The 15539-nt window shown below is 73.8% G+C and carries 11 protein-coding genes; 3 read left to right on the plus strand and 8 right to left on the minus strand.

Annotated elements, in window-relative coordinates; genetic code table 11:
- Window positions 1–274: 274 nt before the first annotated feature.
- The 3 genes from ABZ671_RS21275 to ABZ671_RS21285 form a co-directional block, all read right to left on the minus strand.
- Entirely contained in the window at window positions 275–880 is a 606-nt protein-coding gene (locus ABZ671_RS21275) for a YdeI/OmpD-associated family protein (RefSeq protein ID WP_357860666.1), read from the minus strand.
- Between the two features lie 9 nt (window positions 881–889).
- On the minus strand, window positions 890–1051 hold the full coding sequence (locus ABZ671_RS21280; RefSeq protein ID WP_357860669.1) for a hypothetical protein: 162 nt from the start codon (window positions 1049–1051) through the stop codon (window positions 890–892).
- A 173-nt stretch (window positions 1052–1224) separates the two neighbouring features.
- Window positions 1225–1449, minus strand: coding sequence for a winged helix-turn-helix domain-containing protein (locus ABZ671_RS21285; RefSeq protein ID WP_357860671.1), 225 nt, complete (start codon window positions 1447–1449; stop codon window positions 1225–1227).
- Between the two features lie 278 nt (window positions 1450–1727).
- On the opposite strand from ABZ671_RS21285, the gene ABZ671_RS21290 reads away from it, so the two are divergent.
- Complete coding sequence (locus ABZ671_RS21290; RefSeq protein WP_357860674.1) at window positions 1728–2012, plus strand: hypothetical protein; 285 nt, start codon at window positions 1728–1730, stop codon at window positions 2010–2012.
- Window positions 2009–2731, plus strand: coding sequence for a hypothetical protein (locus tag ABZ671_RS21295; RefSeq protein ID WP_357860677.1), 723 nt, complete (start codon window positions 2009–2011; stop codon window positions 2729–2731). Before ABZ671_RS21290 ends, ABZ671_RS21295 begins: the two co-directional genes overlap by 4 nt.
- 424 nt (window positions 2732–3155) lie before the next feature.
- On the opposite strand, the gene ABZ671_RS21300 is transcribed toward ABZ671_RS21295, so the two are convergent.
- From ABZ671_RS21300 to gltB, 5 genes are all read right to left on the minus strand, one after another.
- Window positions 3156–3983 (minus strand): hypothetical protein, encoded by an 828-nt coding sequence (locus tag ABZ671_RS21300; RefSeq protein ID WP_357860680.1) that lies wholly within the window; start codon window positions 3981–3983, stop codon window positions 3156–3158.
- Between the two features lie 5 nt (window positions 3984–3988).
- Complete coding sequence (locus ABZ671_RS21305; protein WP_357860683.1) at window positions 3989–6529, minus strand: FtsK/SpoIIIE domain-containing protein; 2541 nt, start codon at window positions 6527–6529, stop codon at window positions 3989–3991.
- Window positions 6530–6742: 213 nt separating this feature from the next.
- Window positions 6743–8014, minus strand: a complete 1272-nt coding sequence (locus ABZ671_RS21310) for an MFS transporter (protein ID WP_357860684.1) — start codon at window positions 8012–8014, stop codon at window positions 6743–6745.
- 133 nt (window positions 8015–8147) lie between these two features.
- The gene (locus ABZ671_RS21315) at window positions 8148–9683 is read right to left on the minus strand and encodes a glutamate synthase subunit beta (protein WP_357860686.1); all 1536 of its coding nucleotides are present in this window, start codon (window positions 9681–9683) and stop codon (window positions 8148–8150) included.
- A complete protein-coding gene (gene gltB, locus ABZ671_RS21320; protein ID WP_357860688.1) occupies window positions 9676–14346 on the minus strand; it encodes a glutamate synthase large subunit in 4671 nt (1556 codons plus the stop codon). The genes ABZ671_RS21315 and gltB overlap by 8 nt, the downstream gene beginning before the upstream one ends.
- Before the next feature lie 146 nt (window positions 14347–14492).
- Between gltB and ABZ671_RS21325 the strand changes: the two genes are divergently transcribed.
- Window positions 14493–15338: a GNAT family N-acetyltransferase gene (locus ABZ671_RS21325; protein WP_357860691.1), complete on the plus strand. Its 846-nt coding sequence runs from the start codon at window positions 14493–14495 to the stop codon at window positions 15336–15338.
- Window positions 15339–15539 lie beyond the last annotated feature (201 nt).

The following is a 15539-nucleotide window of genomic DNA, read 5'->3' on the forward strand; positions in this document are numbered from 1 at the left end:
ACATGATCACGCAAACATCGGCAGATCTTGGAGAGAAACCGTCAGCGGCGAACGGTAAGTCTCCAAGATCTGCGGTCGGCCAAGCGAAGATCAGCGCTCCGCGACGAAGACGCCCACGCCGCTGACGCCCTCGACCAAGCCTCAATCTTGAGCGCGTTGATCTCCTGCCGCATAGCGATGGCGGAGACGTCATGCTGGCGACAGACCTCACCGATCTTGACGGCCTTCGCGCGGATCACGGCCAGATCAGCGCACTGGATCATGATGATGCCGATTACGGCGAGTTCGGAGGCTTGGCCTTCTGCGGGTAGATCGTCTCGTGACGCGCCAGCATGGAAACGAACTCGCCGATCTTCCGCTCGCGGGTCTGCGCCCGCTTGACGGCATTGACGCGGTAGATGAGGGCGAACCGGTTGGTTTTGGTGAGTACGTCGAACATGGCCTGCGCGGCGGGGTCGGCGGCGATGGCGGCGAGTAGGTCGGCCGGCACCTCGGCTTCCGACGGCGGGGCGTAGGCCGCCGCCCACCGCCCGTCCGCCTTCGCGGCTTCCACCGCGGCGCGACCTGGGGGCATCATTCGCCCCTGCGCTTCCAGCCGGTCAACGTGGGCGACGTTGCGTTGTGACCAGGAGCTGCGGGGCCTGCGAGGGGTGAACCGGATCCAGGAGGTTTCCTGACCCCCTTTACGGGCCTGCCCATCGATCCAGCCGAAACACAGGGCCTCGTCGACCGCCTGCTGCCAGGTCAGCGTGGTGACTGTGCCGCCCTTTTTGGTGAGAGCGAGCCAGACGCCGGGCGACGTAGCGTGGTTGGCCGACAACCACTCGCGCAGCGCCTCGGCGTCCGTAACGATCAACTCATCCAGTTCGGCGCTCGCCATGACGGCAGGCTAACCCGACTCGCCGGCCGCCGGCACGCCCGTGGCTCGGCGAACCGTCGGGGCAGGACCTCGATCCTGCACCCAGCCCCGCGTCTGGGGAACGAGGATCGCCTGGCGCTTAACGATGGCGGAGACGTCATGCTGGCGACAGAGCTCGGACGTCGATGGCAACTTGTCACCCGGCGCGAGGGCACCGGACTGGATCTGGGCGCGGATGCCGTCGGCGATCTGCGCTCACTTGGCTTGGCGGGCATGTTGACTCCCTGGTCAGCCTCGCCATTCGAGAGCAGCTCTGAACCACGGCCCGTTCACCGTGTCGGCCCCAACCCGTGATGGGGACGGAGTCAGCGATCGGCGACGAAGACGCCCAGGCCGTGGACGCCCTGCACCCATCCCTGCGTTTGGAGGACGAGGATTGCCTGACGCACCACTGTGGTCGAGACCCCGTGCTGCACCTTGAGCTGCGCTGTGGACGGCAGCTGATCGCCAGGTGTGAGTACACCCGACTCGATCTGGCCTCTGATGTGGTCCGCGAGCTGTTCCCATTTGGGCTTGACAGGCATGTGCACTCCCAGGTCTGCACCGCCATTCGATCACGAGCCACTTCTTGTGACAAGTAACGTGATGTCGTGCTTGCTATCCGTGACTAGTCGTGTAAAGCTCGAATCGATCGACTCCCAGGTCTGCAAACCCGGAGTTGGTCGTCTCCACCGCGCAGAGCGCCCGGTCGGCCGATCCCCCTGGACGGCCGGGCGTGCCGGTGACCTGCCCGCACGCAGCCCACCGGCACCACCACCGCACCGCCCACGTGAACGCAGCAAGGAGATCCCGAACAGGAGACCCGACCGTGGACGACCTTCCCCGCCCCGAAGATCCCAGGTTCGGTGCAGCGCCGTGGCTGTCGAACGGCCTGCACAACAGCAATGCCCCACTCACCGGCCCCGACGGCCAGGAGAACGGCCAGAAAATACTCGCGTCCCGGCAGGACCTCGAGGATGCGGCGGACATCCTCTTCGCCCACCCGCCCCGGCAGGTGACCCGCTGGGTCTGCGGCTGCGGCGCGGATTTCCCCTGCCCGGAGGTGCTCTTCGCCCGGCTGGTCCGCACCGCGACCGTCCAGGCGAAGAAGTGAACGCCGCCGACCTGCACGATCATGCGACCCGGCAGGCTGCCGAGGCGCGGCGGACGATCGAGGAGCACCGCACCGAGGCGTACACCAGGGTTTGTCGCAGTTGCGGGCGGCCCGGGCCGTGCGAGGAGCAGCGGGCGGCGCGGAGCCGGCTGTTGCACCACGATCGGACGCTGCACACGTTGCGCGACGCCTGGTTGGCGACGATCGCGGCGGCCGACCGGGCCGGCGGGCATCTGGACGGCGTGGGGCCGCCCGGCCGCCGGCTGCCGTGGCAGGACGCGGTGACCGAGTGTTGGCGGGCGTTGGGGCTGGTGTACGCGGGGCTGAGCGAGGCCCGGTTGGCCCCGGAGTCGGCCGGTGACCTGCTCGACGGGCTGCGGGCTGCCCGCGCCGACGCGGATCGGGCCGCCGCGCTGGCCGCCACTGTGCGGTGGCGGCTCGCGGCAACTGAGGACCGGCTCCGCCACCCGTACGGCGATGGCGGGCAGCAGGGGCCGGCGGCGGCGCGACGGTTCGCGGCGGCGATCGCCCGGCTGGATCTGGTCGCGGCCCGGCTCGCGGTCGGCGCAGCATCGACCGGTGGGCCGGCGCGCTCACCGGCACGCCCGAACCCGCCCCCGGCACCGGCGGGGACGTGTCGATCGACGAGGTGGCCCGGGCGGCGCGGACCGCCTGCCGGCTGGTCGCCGCCCGGCGCCGCCCGGCCCGTTGGAGACTGATCAAGAGATGGTGCTGATGGACGAGTCAACGATGACCCTGCGTAGCCTGCTGGACGGTCGGTTGCGTGGCCACGAGCGGCGGCTGCGCCGGCTCACCGGGCCGCAGTGGCGACGGTATGCCGACCTGCTCGCCGGGGCGCTGCTGGTGGCGGTACGGCGGCGGTTCGTCGCCGGGCAGGAACGCGGCCCGGTGATCCGGTTCGTCGCCTCGGCGCGGGAGCGGTACGACCGTACCGGCGACGAGGTGAACCCGGCGGTGGCCGAGGCGCTGGTCTGGGCGGCGCTGGGCGAGCGCCCGCCGGGGCCGGAGGGCGAGGCGACCGTGCTGGCCCGGACGGTGCTGCTGGTCGCGCTGCTGGAGGACGAGGGGCTCACCGACGCCGAACTGGACGCCTTCCTCACCGCCGCCGAGACCGCCGCCCGGTCAGCGGAAAATTCGGAAGAGCAGCAGAAAGCCGAGGTAGGCGAGCGGGACGGCGGCGAAGCAGATCAGGAAACCGATCTGCACATACCGGGACGGGACGGCGGCGGTCAGGGCGGGCCGCCCCCACTGGCCGAGGATCAGGTAGCCGGCGAAGAAGGAGAGCGCGGGTAGCCCCGCGCAGATCCAGGCCCCCAGGGTGAACCCGTCGACCAGGCCGACGCCGGAGGCGACCACCAGCATCATCATGGCCAGCACCCCGACGGCGGTGCAGCCGGCGTAAACGGCCGCCGCGCGGGCCAGCGGTGACCACGTCGGCAGCAGCGCCGGCTGCTGCGCCAGCGCTTCGACGGCCTGCGCGTGCCGGTCGGCCTCGTCGGCGGCCTGCCGGGCCCGGTCCAGTTCCCCCGCCGGGTCGGCCTCCGGCGGCCGTGGCGCGGGCAACCCGGCCGCCGCCGGCTCCCGGCCGCCGCCCGGCAGCGCCAGCCGCGTCGGACCCGTTTCCGGGTACGCGGGCAGCCCCCCGCCCCGGGCTACTTCCCCGGTCAGCTCCGGCGCGGCGGACGCCGGCCCAGCCGGAGGCACGGCAGCCGGGAGCACGGTGGCCGGGGCGGCGGCGGGTGGGGTGGGCGACCCGGGCGTGGGCTGGCCGATGGCGTGGCCGAGCTGGTCGAGCCGCTGCCCCTGGGCGGCAAGTCGGCGGTCAAGTTGGTCGGCGGCGGCGCGCAGGGTGCGCTGCCGGTCCGCCTCGACGGCGGCGCCGTGCTCACCGGCGCGGCGCTGCTCGGCCAGGGCCCGGGCCAGGGCCGCGTACTCCTCGAAGGTCGCCACGGTCCTCAGTGCTCCTCGTCCGGCTGGTGTCCGGGGCGGATGAACGGCACGATCAGCCGGACTCGCTGGTCATGCCGATCGACCAGCAGCGCGCGGTTCGCCCGTGGGGTGTAGGCGAGGTCGGTCACGCCGAGATGCAACGCCAGCTCTGAACCGGGCACGTTCAGCGCCACCAGGCAGGCCACGTCGTCGCGGTGCTGGCTGCCGCCGAGGTCGTCGGCGAGCCGGCGCAGCCCGCGCCACCAGCCGAGCAGGTGCACCCCGTGACCGGGGCCCTCGCGCAGCACGGTACGCAGGTCGTCCAGGGCGGACCGGAAGGTGGTCGGGTCGGCGCGGCCGAGCACCGCGCTGGCCGCGTCCACACCGAAGACCACCAGATACGTACGGCCGGTGGGCGGCGCGGCCGGCGCGGCGAGCGCGATGACCTGCTCCCGCAGCCCGGCCGGGTCGAGCTGAATGACGGTGTGCCCGGCGTGGGTGAGCGCGGCGGCGGTCTCGTCGGCGGTCTCGTCGGCGGCGGCGACCAGCGGGGCGAGCAGGAAACGCGCCTCGCCGGGGGCGTGCTGCCGGGCCAGGCCGAGGGTGGCGGCGCGCAGCACGTCCGCGCCGACCGGGGAGGTGCCGACCACGCCGAGGTGCCGGCCGGGGGTGGCGTCCAGGGTGAACAGGGCCGTGCTGCCGTCCACGTCGACCGTCCGGCCGGCCAGGGCGAGTGGACGCCGGCCACCGGGGCGCAGCCCCGCGTACGTGGGGTCCTGCTCGACGTGTGCGGGGTCGTACCCGCGGAAGACGGCCGGGGCGCGCGAGCCCGCCGGTCGGGCCTGCCACAGCTCGTGGCGCAGCGCGGCGATGTCGGCGGCCCCGGCGTGCGCGTCGGGGAACCGGATCGTGGTGTTCGCGCCGGGCGCGCCGGCGGCGGTGTTCAGCACGGCCGAGCCGACCGGCAGGGCGCCCGCGGCGTCGTTCAGCGGGTCGAGCACGCCGTTGCCGCCGGGCAGCGCCACCCGCAGCGGGAACTGCCCGAAGACCGCGTCGGCCTTGCCGTAGAGCGCCTCGATGCCGGACATGCTCTGGCTGGCCAGCACCAGGTGGACCCCGTACGAGCGGCCCTTGCGGGCCAACTCCTCCAGCAGGGCCACCGCCTCCCGGGCCACGCTGTCGTTGCCGGCGAGCAGCACGTGGAACTCGTCGATCACCGCCACGATCCTGGGTACCCGACCGTCGCGGGGCAGGTCGGCGAGCTTGGTGACGCCGTGCCGTTTCAGGGTGGCGGCGCGGCGGCCCAGCTCGCGGCGCAGCTCCCGCAGCACGGCGAGGCCGTACTCCCGGTCGGACTCGATGCCGACGGCGCGGGCGTGCGGCAGCCAGGACGGGTCACGCTCGGTGGGGACGAACTCGGTGAAGCTCACCCCCTCCTTGAAGTCGAGCAGATAGAGCTGCAGCTCGGCCGGGGAGTAGCGGGCGGCCAGCGAGTAGAGGGCGGCCAGGAGGAAGACGGTCTTGCCGGCGCCGGTCCGGCCGCCGACCAGCCAGTGCGGGGTGGCGTCGTCGAAGGCCACGATGGCCGGTTGTCGCCCGGCCCGGCCGATCACCGTACGCAGGCCGGTGGCCGACGACTCCGCCCAGCGTCGCTCGGGCAGCAGGTCGGCGACGTGCAACGCCTCGTCGCGGCGGGTGGCGGCGGCCAGGTGCCCGGCCAGCGCGCGGACCGACTCGGCCGGCGGGTCGCCGTCGAGCAGGACGGGTGCGGCCAGGCCGGTGCCGTCGTGGCTGAACGGAGCGTTGGGCGGGTCGCCGACGTGGGCGTACCGGTCGGTCAGCCGCAGCCGGGTGGTCGCGCCGAGCGGCGGCGCGGGTTCGGCCGGCGTATCCGGGGGCAGGCCGGCGAGCAACACGCAGACGGCGGCGGCCGGGCCGGCGTGGGTGAGCGCGGCCAGCCGGGCCAGCTCGCGCGGGGCGGGGGCGGACGCGGCGACGATGAGCAACAGCCGCTGGTCGGGGCGGGCGTCGTGCTGGGCGGTGCGGGCGTGCCGTTCGGCGTCGTCGAGCAGCGCCACGATCTCCGCGTCGGTGCCGGCGGCCGGGGCGAGCACGCCCGCGTCGAGCAGCGGGCGCAGCGGCAGGAAGGCGGTGCCGAGCGCGGCCGGGTCGAGGCCGACCACCCGGACGCCGCCGGCCGGGCCGGTCGCCACCAGCCGCAGCACCAGGGCGCGCAGCAGGGCGGCGACCCGCGGGTCCCGGGCGTCCGTGTCGACCGCGAGGTGGGTGCCGCCGGCCAGGGGTACGACGGCCGGGAAGCCGCCCTGCGGGGTGACCGCCTCACCGAGCCGCACCGGCACCGGCGCGTCGGTCAACGCGCGGGAGCCCGGTCGTGGGGTGGCGAGGGTGCCGCCGAGCACGGCGAGCCGGGCCAGCAGGTCGGCGTCGCCGGCCGGGCTGGTCGGATTGGCCGGCCCGGCGAGCGCGCCGAGGGCCGTGTCGAGGTGGGTGCGGGCCTGCCGGTGCGCGGCCACCGCCTGCCCGTACGCCGTCGCGAGCCTGCCCACTCTCCGCCCACCCCCGACACCGCCGCGTCATCGATCGAGGGAACCCTAACGGACGCGCGCCAACCCGGCACAGTCCGTGACGCGCTGGGACAGGCGCCCGCTCGTCCGAAGATCCGCACAACTTCCCGGAAAGTGGCCCCTCAGCTGCGGCCGAGGCAGCACTTTCCCGGAAACTGTGCGGATCTTGATGCCGGCAGCCGGTTGTCGGCGCGGTCAGTTGGCGAAGAGTTGGCGTACCGGGCGGGGTCCGGCGAGCCGGCGACGCAGCCGCCGGTTGCGGAGTCGGTCGAGGGCCAGCCCGGCCACGATCGTGGCGACGGTGGTGATCACGCCAGCCAGCACCAGGGTCTGCCGGGGGCCGACGTGCTCGGCGAGCCAGCCGAGCAGGGGCGCGCCGACGGCCGCGGAGATCGAACCGGTGACCCCCAGGGCGGCCAGCACCCGACCCCGCATGGCGTAGTCGGTGTCGAGTTGGGCGCGGGCGCCGACCGTGGTGTCGATGACCACGGCCGCCGCCGCGACCGGCAGGATCACGGCGGCGAAGCTCAGCGTGCCCGGGGCCAGCCCGGCGACGATCTGCAGGGCGCTGGCCAGCAGCCCGGCCCCCACCAGCACCCGGTAATTGAGCTCCCGGCGGCGGGCCGCGACCAGCGCGCCGAGCACGGTGCCGACCGCGAAGACGGTGGAGAGGAACCCGTACCCGGAGGCGCCGCCGCGCAGCGGCCCGTCGCTCATCGCCGCCATGGTGACCTGGTAGTTGCGGCCCAAGCTGCCGAGGACGAAGGAGAGCGCCAGGGCGACCAGCACCACCGGCTGGCGCAGCAGGTAGCGGAAGCCGGCGCGGATGCCGCCGTCCGCGGGCGGCGCGTCGGCGGCCGCCGGCTCGCCGGTGTGCCGCTCCTGCTCGCGTACGGCGAACAGGGCCGCGACGACCGCGATGAAGCTGACGGAGTTGACGGCGAACAGCAGCGCGGGGCCGATGACGGCGACCACGACGGCGCCGACGCTCATGCCGAGGATGCGGCCGGCGGAGTTGGTGAGCGAGCCGAGGGCCAGGGCGTTGCCGAGGCTCTCCCGGTCCACCAGCGTGGAGCACCAGCGCCCCATGACCGGGCCCTCGATCGCCGACACCGCGCCGGTGGCGAGGGAGATCGCGTAGATCGCCGGCAGGCCGCCGGCGCCGGTGAGCGCGACCAGGGCCAGCCCGGCGGCGAGGGCCGCGTGGGCGGCCTGCGCGACGATCAGCAGCGGCTTGGCGGGCAGCCGGTCGGCCAACGCGCCGCCCCAGACGCTGAGCACCAGGCTGGGCAGCGCCTGCAGCAGGACGGTGAAGCCCATCGAGGTGGCGGAGCCGGTTTTCGCCAGTACGTACCAGTTGACGCCGAGGACCTGCATCCAGGTCCCGATGACCGACACGAAGCCGGCGGCGGCCCAGATCCGGTAGTTGCGGTGGCGCAGCGCGGCGAACATGGCGCCGAGGGCCATGAGGATTTCCCCGTCCAGTGGGTGTCACGACGAAGGCCGGACCCCGCAAGGCCCGGCCAGCCGCCAAGTCTGCGCCGCGTTCACACCGCATCGCCGCAGTTCGTGAGGTGTTTCACGGGCGGCGCCGGCCGGGTCAGCGGGCGGCGAGCGGCTGCCGGGCCGGGTCCACCGGCGCGGGCAGCTCGCCTACCCCATTGAGGTACGCGTGGACGGCCGCCGCGGCGGCCCGCCCCTCGGCGATCGCCCAGACGATCAGGGACGCGCCCCGGTGCATGTCCCCGGCGACGAACACCCCGTCGACGTCGGTCTGCCAGTCGGGGCGGGCGTCGACCGCGCCCCGGGCGTTGCGGGTCACCCCGAGCTGGGTCAGCAGCGGCTGCTCCTCGGTGCCGTCGAACCCGATGGCCAGCAGCACCAGGTCGGCCGGCAGCTCCCGCTCGGTGCCGGGGAGCGCGGTGACGATCCGTCGGCCGTCCCGCTTCTCCACGGTGACCTCGGCGATCCGGACCGCCCGCACCCGGCCGGTGCCGTCGTCGACGAACTCCTGCACCGCCACGGCGAAGACCCGCTCGCCGCCCTCCTCGTGAGCCGGGTAGTCGCGCAGGAGCCACGGCCAGGTGGGCCACGGGTCCCGGGCGTTGTCGCGGGCCTGCGGCGGCTCGGGGTAGAGGTCGAGCTGATGTACGCCGGCCGCGCCCTGCCGGTGCGCCACACCGAGGCAGTCCGCGGCGGTGTCGCCCCCGCCGATGATCACCACGTGCTTGCCGGCCGCGTCGATCGGGGTGCCGTCCGGCATCCGGGCCGAGGCGGGCCGCCCGTCGCCGGCCACAGGGTCGGGCCGCCCGGCAGCCGCCGCGGCGACCGCGCGGTTGGCGGCCACCAGATGCTCCATCGCCTGGTGTACGCCGCACAGCGCCCGGCCCGGCGTCTGCGGGGTGTCCCGGCCCTGCAACGCGCCGCAGGCCAGCAGCACCGCGTCGTGCTCGGCGCGCAGCCGCTGCGCGGTGACGTCGACGCCCACGTTCACCCCCGTGCGGAAGACCACGCCCTCGGCTGCGAGCTGGGCCAGCCGCCGGTCGAGGTGGTGCTTCTCCAGCTTGAAATCGGGGATGCCGTAGCGGAGCAGGCCGCCGGGGGCGTCATCGCGCTCGTACACCGTGACGGTGTGCCCGGCGCGGGCAAGCTGCTGCGCGGCGGCGAGCCCGGCGGGGCCGGAGCCGACCACGGCGACCGACCTCCCGGTCGGGGCGGGCGCCGGGCGGGGGCGCAGCCCGCCGCGGGCCACCGCCGCGTCGGCGATCTCCACCTCGACCTGCTTGATGGTGACCGGCTGCTGCCCACCGAGGCCGAGCACGCAGGCCGCCTCGCAGGGCGCCGGGCAGAGCCGGCCGGTGAACTCGGGGAAGTTGTTGGTGGCGTGCAGCGACGCCACGGCGGCGTCCCAGTCGCCGGTGCGGACCAGGTCGTTCCAGTCCGGGATGCGGTTGCCGAGCGGGCAGCCGTCGTGGCAGAACGGGATGCCGCAGTCCATGCAGCGGGCCGCCTGCTCGCGGATCAGCTCCTCGCCGGCCGGCGGGTACACCTCCCGCCAGTCCATGATCCGCACCGGCACCGGGCGGCGTGCGGGCAGCCGCCGCTCGTAGCGCAGGAAACCGTTCGGGTCAGGCACGAGCCACCTCTTTCATCACCGCGTCGTCGACGTCGCGGCCGGCGGCTTCGGCGGCCCGCATGATCTCCAGCACCCGGCGGTAGTCGCGGGGCACCACGGCGGTGAACTCCGCCACCGCCTCCGGCCAGCGTGTGAGCAGCTCCTCGGCGACCGTCGAGCCGGTCTCGGCGAGGTGCCGGCGGACGAGGTCGCGTAGCTGGTCGCGTTCCTCGTCGCGCAGCGGCGACAGGTCGACCAGCTCGGTGTTGACCCGCCGCCGGTCGAGCTTCCAGACGTACGCGGTGCCGCCGGACATGCCGGCGGCGAAGTTGCGCCCGCAGGGCCCGAGCACCACCACGGTGCCGCCGGTCATGTATTCGCAACCGTGGTCGCCGACACCCTCCACGACGGCCACCGCGCCGGAGTTGCGCACCGCGAACCGCTCGCCGACCCGGCCGCGCAGGAGCAGCTCGCCGCCGGTGGCCCCGTACAGGATGGTGTTGCCGGCGATAATCTGGTCCTCGGCCCGCTCCCCCGGGCCGGCCGCGGCGTCGGCGAACGGCGCGGCCGGGTCCGGACGGACGATGATCCGCCCGCCGGAGAGGCCCTTGCCGACGTAGTCGTTGGCGTCTCCGTGCAGGCGCAGGGTGACCCCGGGCGGCAGGAACGCGCCGAACGACTGGCCGGCGGTGCCGCGCAGCCGGAACTCGATGGTGTCGGCAGGCAGGCCGGCGCCGCCGAAGCGGCGGGTCACCTCGCCGCCGAGCATCGCGCCGACGCTGCGGTGCTCGTTGCGGACCGCCAGCTCCGCCCGGACCGGGGTGACCGGCGGCTCGGCTTTGGCCGTCAACGCCCGAGGCCCCGCGCCGTCCGCCGCCGCCCGAGGCCCGCGCAGCGCCGGCTCGGCCAGGGCGATGAGTTGGTTGTCCAGGGCCGCCGCGAGGCCGTGGTCCTGGGCCCGGGTGCCGCGCCGGGCCGCGCCCTCGGGCAACTCGGGCAGGTGCAGGATCCGGCCGAGGTCGAGCCCGTGGCCCTTCCAGTGCGCGACCGCGCCGGTGACGTCGAGTAGTTCGGTGCGCCCGATCGCCTCGTCGATGCTGCGCAGGCCCAGCTCGGCCAGGTAGCCGCGGACCTCCTCGGCGAGGAACAGGAAGAAGTTTTCCACGAACTCCGGCCGGCCCGGGAAGCGCTCGCGCAGCAGCGGGTTCTGGGTGGCGATGCCGACCGGGCAGGTGTCCAGGTGGCAGACCCGCATCATCACGCAGCCGGAGACGATCAGCGGGGCGGTGGCGAAGCCGAACTCCTCGGCGCCGAGCAGCGCCGCGACCAGCACGTCCCGGCCGGTCTTGAGCTGGCCGTCGACCTGCACGGTGACCCGGTCGCGGAGCCGGTTGAGCAGCAGGGTCTGCTGCGCCTCGGCCAGGCCCAGCTCCCAGGGCGTGCCGGCGTGCTTGAGCGAGTTGAGCGGGGACGCGCCGGTGCCGCCGTCGTGGCCGGAGATCAGGATGACGTCGGCCTTGAGCTTGGCGACGCCGGCCGCGACCGTGCCCACGCCGACCTCGCTGACCAGCTTGACGTGCACCCGGGCGGCCGGGTTGACGCACTTCAGGTCGTGGACGAGCTGGGCCAGGTCCTCGATGGAGTAGATGTCGTGGTGCGGCGGCGGCGAGATGAGGCCGACGCCGGGGGTGGCGTGTCGGGTACGCGCGATCCACGGCCAGACCTTGTTGCCGGGCAGTTGGCCGCCCTCGCCGGGCTTGGCGCCCTGGGCCATCTTGATCTGCAGGTCGTCGGCGTTGACCAGGTATTCGTTGGTCACCCCGAACCGGCCGCTGGCGATCTGCTTGACCGCCGAGCGGCGGGCCGGGTCGTGCAGCCGCTCGACGTCCTCGCCGCCCTCGCCGGTATTGGACTTGCCGCCGAGGCGGTTCATCGCGATGGCCAGGGTCTCGTGCGCCTCCGCCGAGATCGACCCGTACGACATGGCGCCGGTGGCGAACCGCTTGACGATCTCACTGGCCGGCTCCACCTCGTCCAGCGGCACCGGCGGCCGCACCCCGGTGCGCAGGGTGAACAGGCCGCGCAGCGAGCCCGCCCGCGCGGCCAGCTCGTCGACCGTCGCCGTGTAGCGGCGGAAGACGTCGTACTGACGGCTGCGGGTGGCGTGCTGCAACAGGAAGACCGTCTCCGGGTTGAACAGGTGCAGCTCGCCCTCGCGGCGCCACTGGTACTCGCCGCCGACCTCCAGCCGGTCGCTGGGCTGCGCGCCGGAGGCCGGCCAGGCGAGGGCGTGCCGGGCGGCCACCTCGGCGTGGATCTCGTCCAGCCCGATGCCGCCGATCGTGCTCGGGGTGCCCCGGAAGTAGCGTTCGAGCAGGCGGGCGTCCACGCCGAGGGCCTCGAAAACCTGCGCCCCCCGGTACGACGACACCGCCGAGATGCCCATCTTCGACATGATTTTGAGGACGCCCTTGCCGAGCGCCTTGACGTAGTTGCGCACCGCCACACGCGGCTCCACGCCGACCAGTGCACCCGTGGAGATCAGGTCCTCGACCGACTCGAAGGCCAGGTACGGGTTGACCGCCGCCGCCCCGTACCCGATCAGCACGGCCGCGTGGTGCACCTCGCGGCAGTCGCCGGACTCCACGATCAGCGCCACCTGCGTCCGCGTCTGCTCGCGTACCAGGTGCTGGTGCACCGCCGCGGTGAGCAGCAGCGACGGGATCGGGGCCAGTTCGGCGTTGGAGTCCCGATCGGAGAGCACCAGGATCCGCACGCCGTCCTCGATGGCCTCGGAGACGTGCCGGCAGATCTCGGTGAGCCGGGCCTTGATGCCGGCGCCGCCGTCGCGTACCCGGTAGAGCCCGGAGACCCGGACGGCCTTGAAGCCGGGCAGGTCACCGTCCTCGTCAATGGAGAGGATCTTGGCCAGCTCATCGTTGTCGATCACCGGGTAGGGCAGGACGATCTGCCGGCAGCTGGCCGGGCCCGGGTCGAGCAGGTTGCCCTCCGGCCCGATCGTGGACACCAGGCTGGTCACCAACTCCTCCCGGATGGCGTCCAGCGGCGGGTTGGTGACCTGGGCGAAGAGCTGGTGGAAGTAGTCGTAGAGCAGCCGCGGCCGGGTGGACAGCGGGGCGATCGGGGTGTCCGTGCCCATCGAGCCGATCGGCTCCGCGCCGCTGCGGGCCATCGGGGCGAGCAGGATCTTCAGCTCCTCCTGCGTGTAGCCGAAGGTCTGCTGCCGGCGGCGCACCGAATCGTGGGTGTAGACGATGTGCTCGCGCGGCGGCAGCTCGTCCAGCTCGATCAGGCCGGCGTGCAGCCACTCGGCGTACGGCCGGGCGGCGGCCAGCTCCGTCTTGATCTCGTCGTCGTGCACGATCCGGCCGGCGACGGTGTCGACCAGGAACATCTTCCCGGGCTGGAGACGGCCCCGGGCGACCACGGTGGCCGGGTCGAGGTCGAGCACGCCCGCCTCGCTGCCCAGCACGACCAGACCGTCGGCGGTGCGCCACCAGCGGCCGGGGCGCAGCCCGTTACGGTCCAGCACCGCGCCGACGATCTCCCCGTCGGTGAAGGCGACCGAGGCGGGGCCGTCCCACGGCTCCATCAGGCTGGCGTGGAAGCGGTAGAAAGCGCCCTTGTCGGCGCGCAGGTCGGGGTCGTTCTCCCACGCCTCGGGGATCATCATGAGCACCGCGTGCGGCAGGCTCCGCCCGGCCAGGTGCAGCAGCTCCAGGACCTCGTCGAAGTTGGCCGAGTCGGAGCCGCCGGGGGTGCAGACCGGGAAGAGCCGGCGGAGGTTGCCGGGCACATTCGGGGTCCGCAGCAGCGCCTCCCGGGCCTGCATCCAGTTGCGGTTGCCGCGGATCGTGTTGATCTCACCGTTGTGGGCGATGAACCGGTACGGGTGGGCCAGCGGCCACGACGGGAACGTGTTGGTGGAGAACCGCGAGTGCACCAGGGCGATCGCGCTGACCACCCGCTCGTCGGTCAGCTCCGGGTAGAACGCGGGCAACTGGTCCGGGGTGAGCATCCCCTTCCAGACCATGGTCCGGGCGGACAGCGACGGGAAGTACGCCGGCACGCCCCGCTCGGCGGTCTCCCGCTCGGCCTGCTTGCGTACACAGAACGCCACCCGGTCCAGGTCGAGGCCGGTGAGCGCGGGGCCGGCCGGGCCGGCGGGCGAGGCGGTGAGCCGCCGTGCGGCGAGAAACAGCTGCCGGACCCGGGGCAGCGCCGCCAGGGCCGTCTCGCCGAGCCCGCTCGGGTCGGTGGGCACGTCCCGCCAGCCGAGGATCTCGGCCCCCTCGACCAGGGCGTACTTCTCCACCACCTGGCGGGCCCGAGCCTCGGCCGCGTCGTCGTCGGGCAGGAACACCAGGCCGGTGGCGTACTGACCGGCGGGGGGCAGCGGGAAGCCGGCGACCGCGCGCAGGAACGCGTCCGGCACCTGGATCATGATCCCGGCGCCGTCACCGGTGTTGGGCTCCGCGCCCCGGGCGCCCCGGTGATCCAGCCGGCGCAGCGCCGCGAGGCCGTACGCGACGACCTCGTGCGCGCGGCGGCCGTGCAGGTCGGCCACGAAGGCCACCCCGCAGGCGTCGTGCTCGTACGCGGGCTCGTAGAGCCCCTGCGGCTGGGCGACCGGCTGCGAAAGGGGAGAGTACGGAAGGGCCACCGGGCCTCCTGTCGTCACTCAGATGAGTCATGTCCTGGGACGACGTCGGCCCTTGCTGGCTAATTGAGTTTACGTTAAGGCGACTGGTGGAAGGCCAGTGCAGATGGATCACACCTTCCACACTCTGGGACATGTAGTCTCGCCCCGTGGATGTCGTATGCGCTGACGTGCTCGACCGGTTGGAGCGTTTCTACGACGCGGTGCCCAGGGACGGCGCCCGGGCCGAGGAGTACGGCTCTCTGGTGCTCTTCGTCCGGGACGGGGCCGGCTGGCCGTTCTACGCCCGGCCCCGGCTCGACGCCACCGCACCGCCCGCGCTGGCCGAGGTCAACGCGGTACGCGCCCGGCAGCGGGAGTTGGGCCTGCCCGAGGCGTTCGAGTGGGTGCACGAGGTCACCCCCGACCTGCTCGCGGTGGCCCGCTCGGCGGGGCTGTCCGTGCTGGAGGCGCCGCTGATGGTGCTCGACCCGGCGCGGCTGCCCGACCCGGCGACGCTCAGCGACGTACCGGTGCGGGTCCTCGACCCGGCGGACCCCGGCTTCGCGGCGGACGTGGCGATCCGGCGGGCCGTCGCCGCGGTGGGCTTCTCGAACGGCGGCACGGCGCGCGGCCCGGCCGGGCCGGCCGAGCGCGACGCCGCGATCTCCCGGCTGGACGTGGCCGCGCTGGAGGAGGAGGCCGTGCGGATCGCCGGCGGGCGCCGGATCTCCGCGCTCGCCGAGGCCCCCGAAGAGGGGGCACTGGCCAGCGGAATGGCCATGCGGGTCGGCGACGTGGCGGAGATCGCCGGGGTGGCCACCCTTCCGACGGCCCGCCGGCGCGGCCTGGGCGCGGCGATCACCGCCACCCTGGCCCGCGAGCTGCGCGACGCCGGCACCGACCTGGTCTTCCTCTCCGCCGGCAGCGAGGAGATCGCCCGGGTCTACCTCCGGGTCGGCTTCCGCCGCGTCGGCACCGCCTGCATCGCCGAACCCACCGCCCTCCTCCCCTAACCCCCACCCCCACCCCCACCACGCCGATCATGGAGTTGTGGCGCCCGGAATAGGCGATTCACGACTTTCGCGCACAACCACGACTCCATGATCGGCGCGGGAGGTGGGGCACTCAGTGTGATTGAGATCAGTGCGCTCCCCGACGAGCAGGTCGTGTCCCGCAGGCCCTCCGTACACCTCGCGCAGGGTGGCGAGGGGTGG

This window comes from Micromonospora sp. NPDC006766, assembly GCF_040636055.1.
Taxonomy (GTDB): domain Bacteria; phylum Actinomycetota; class Actinomycetes; order Mycobacteriales; family Micromonosporaceae; genus Micromonospora.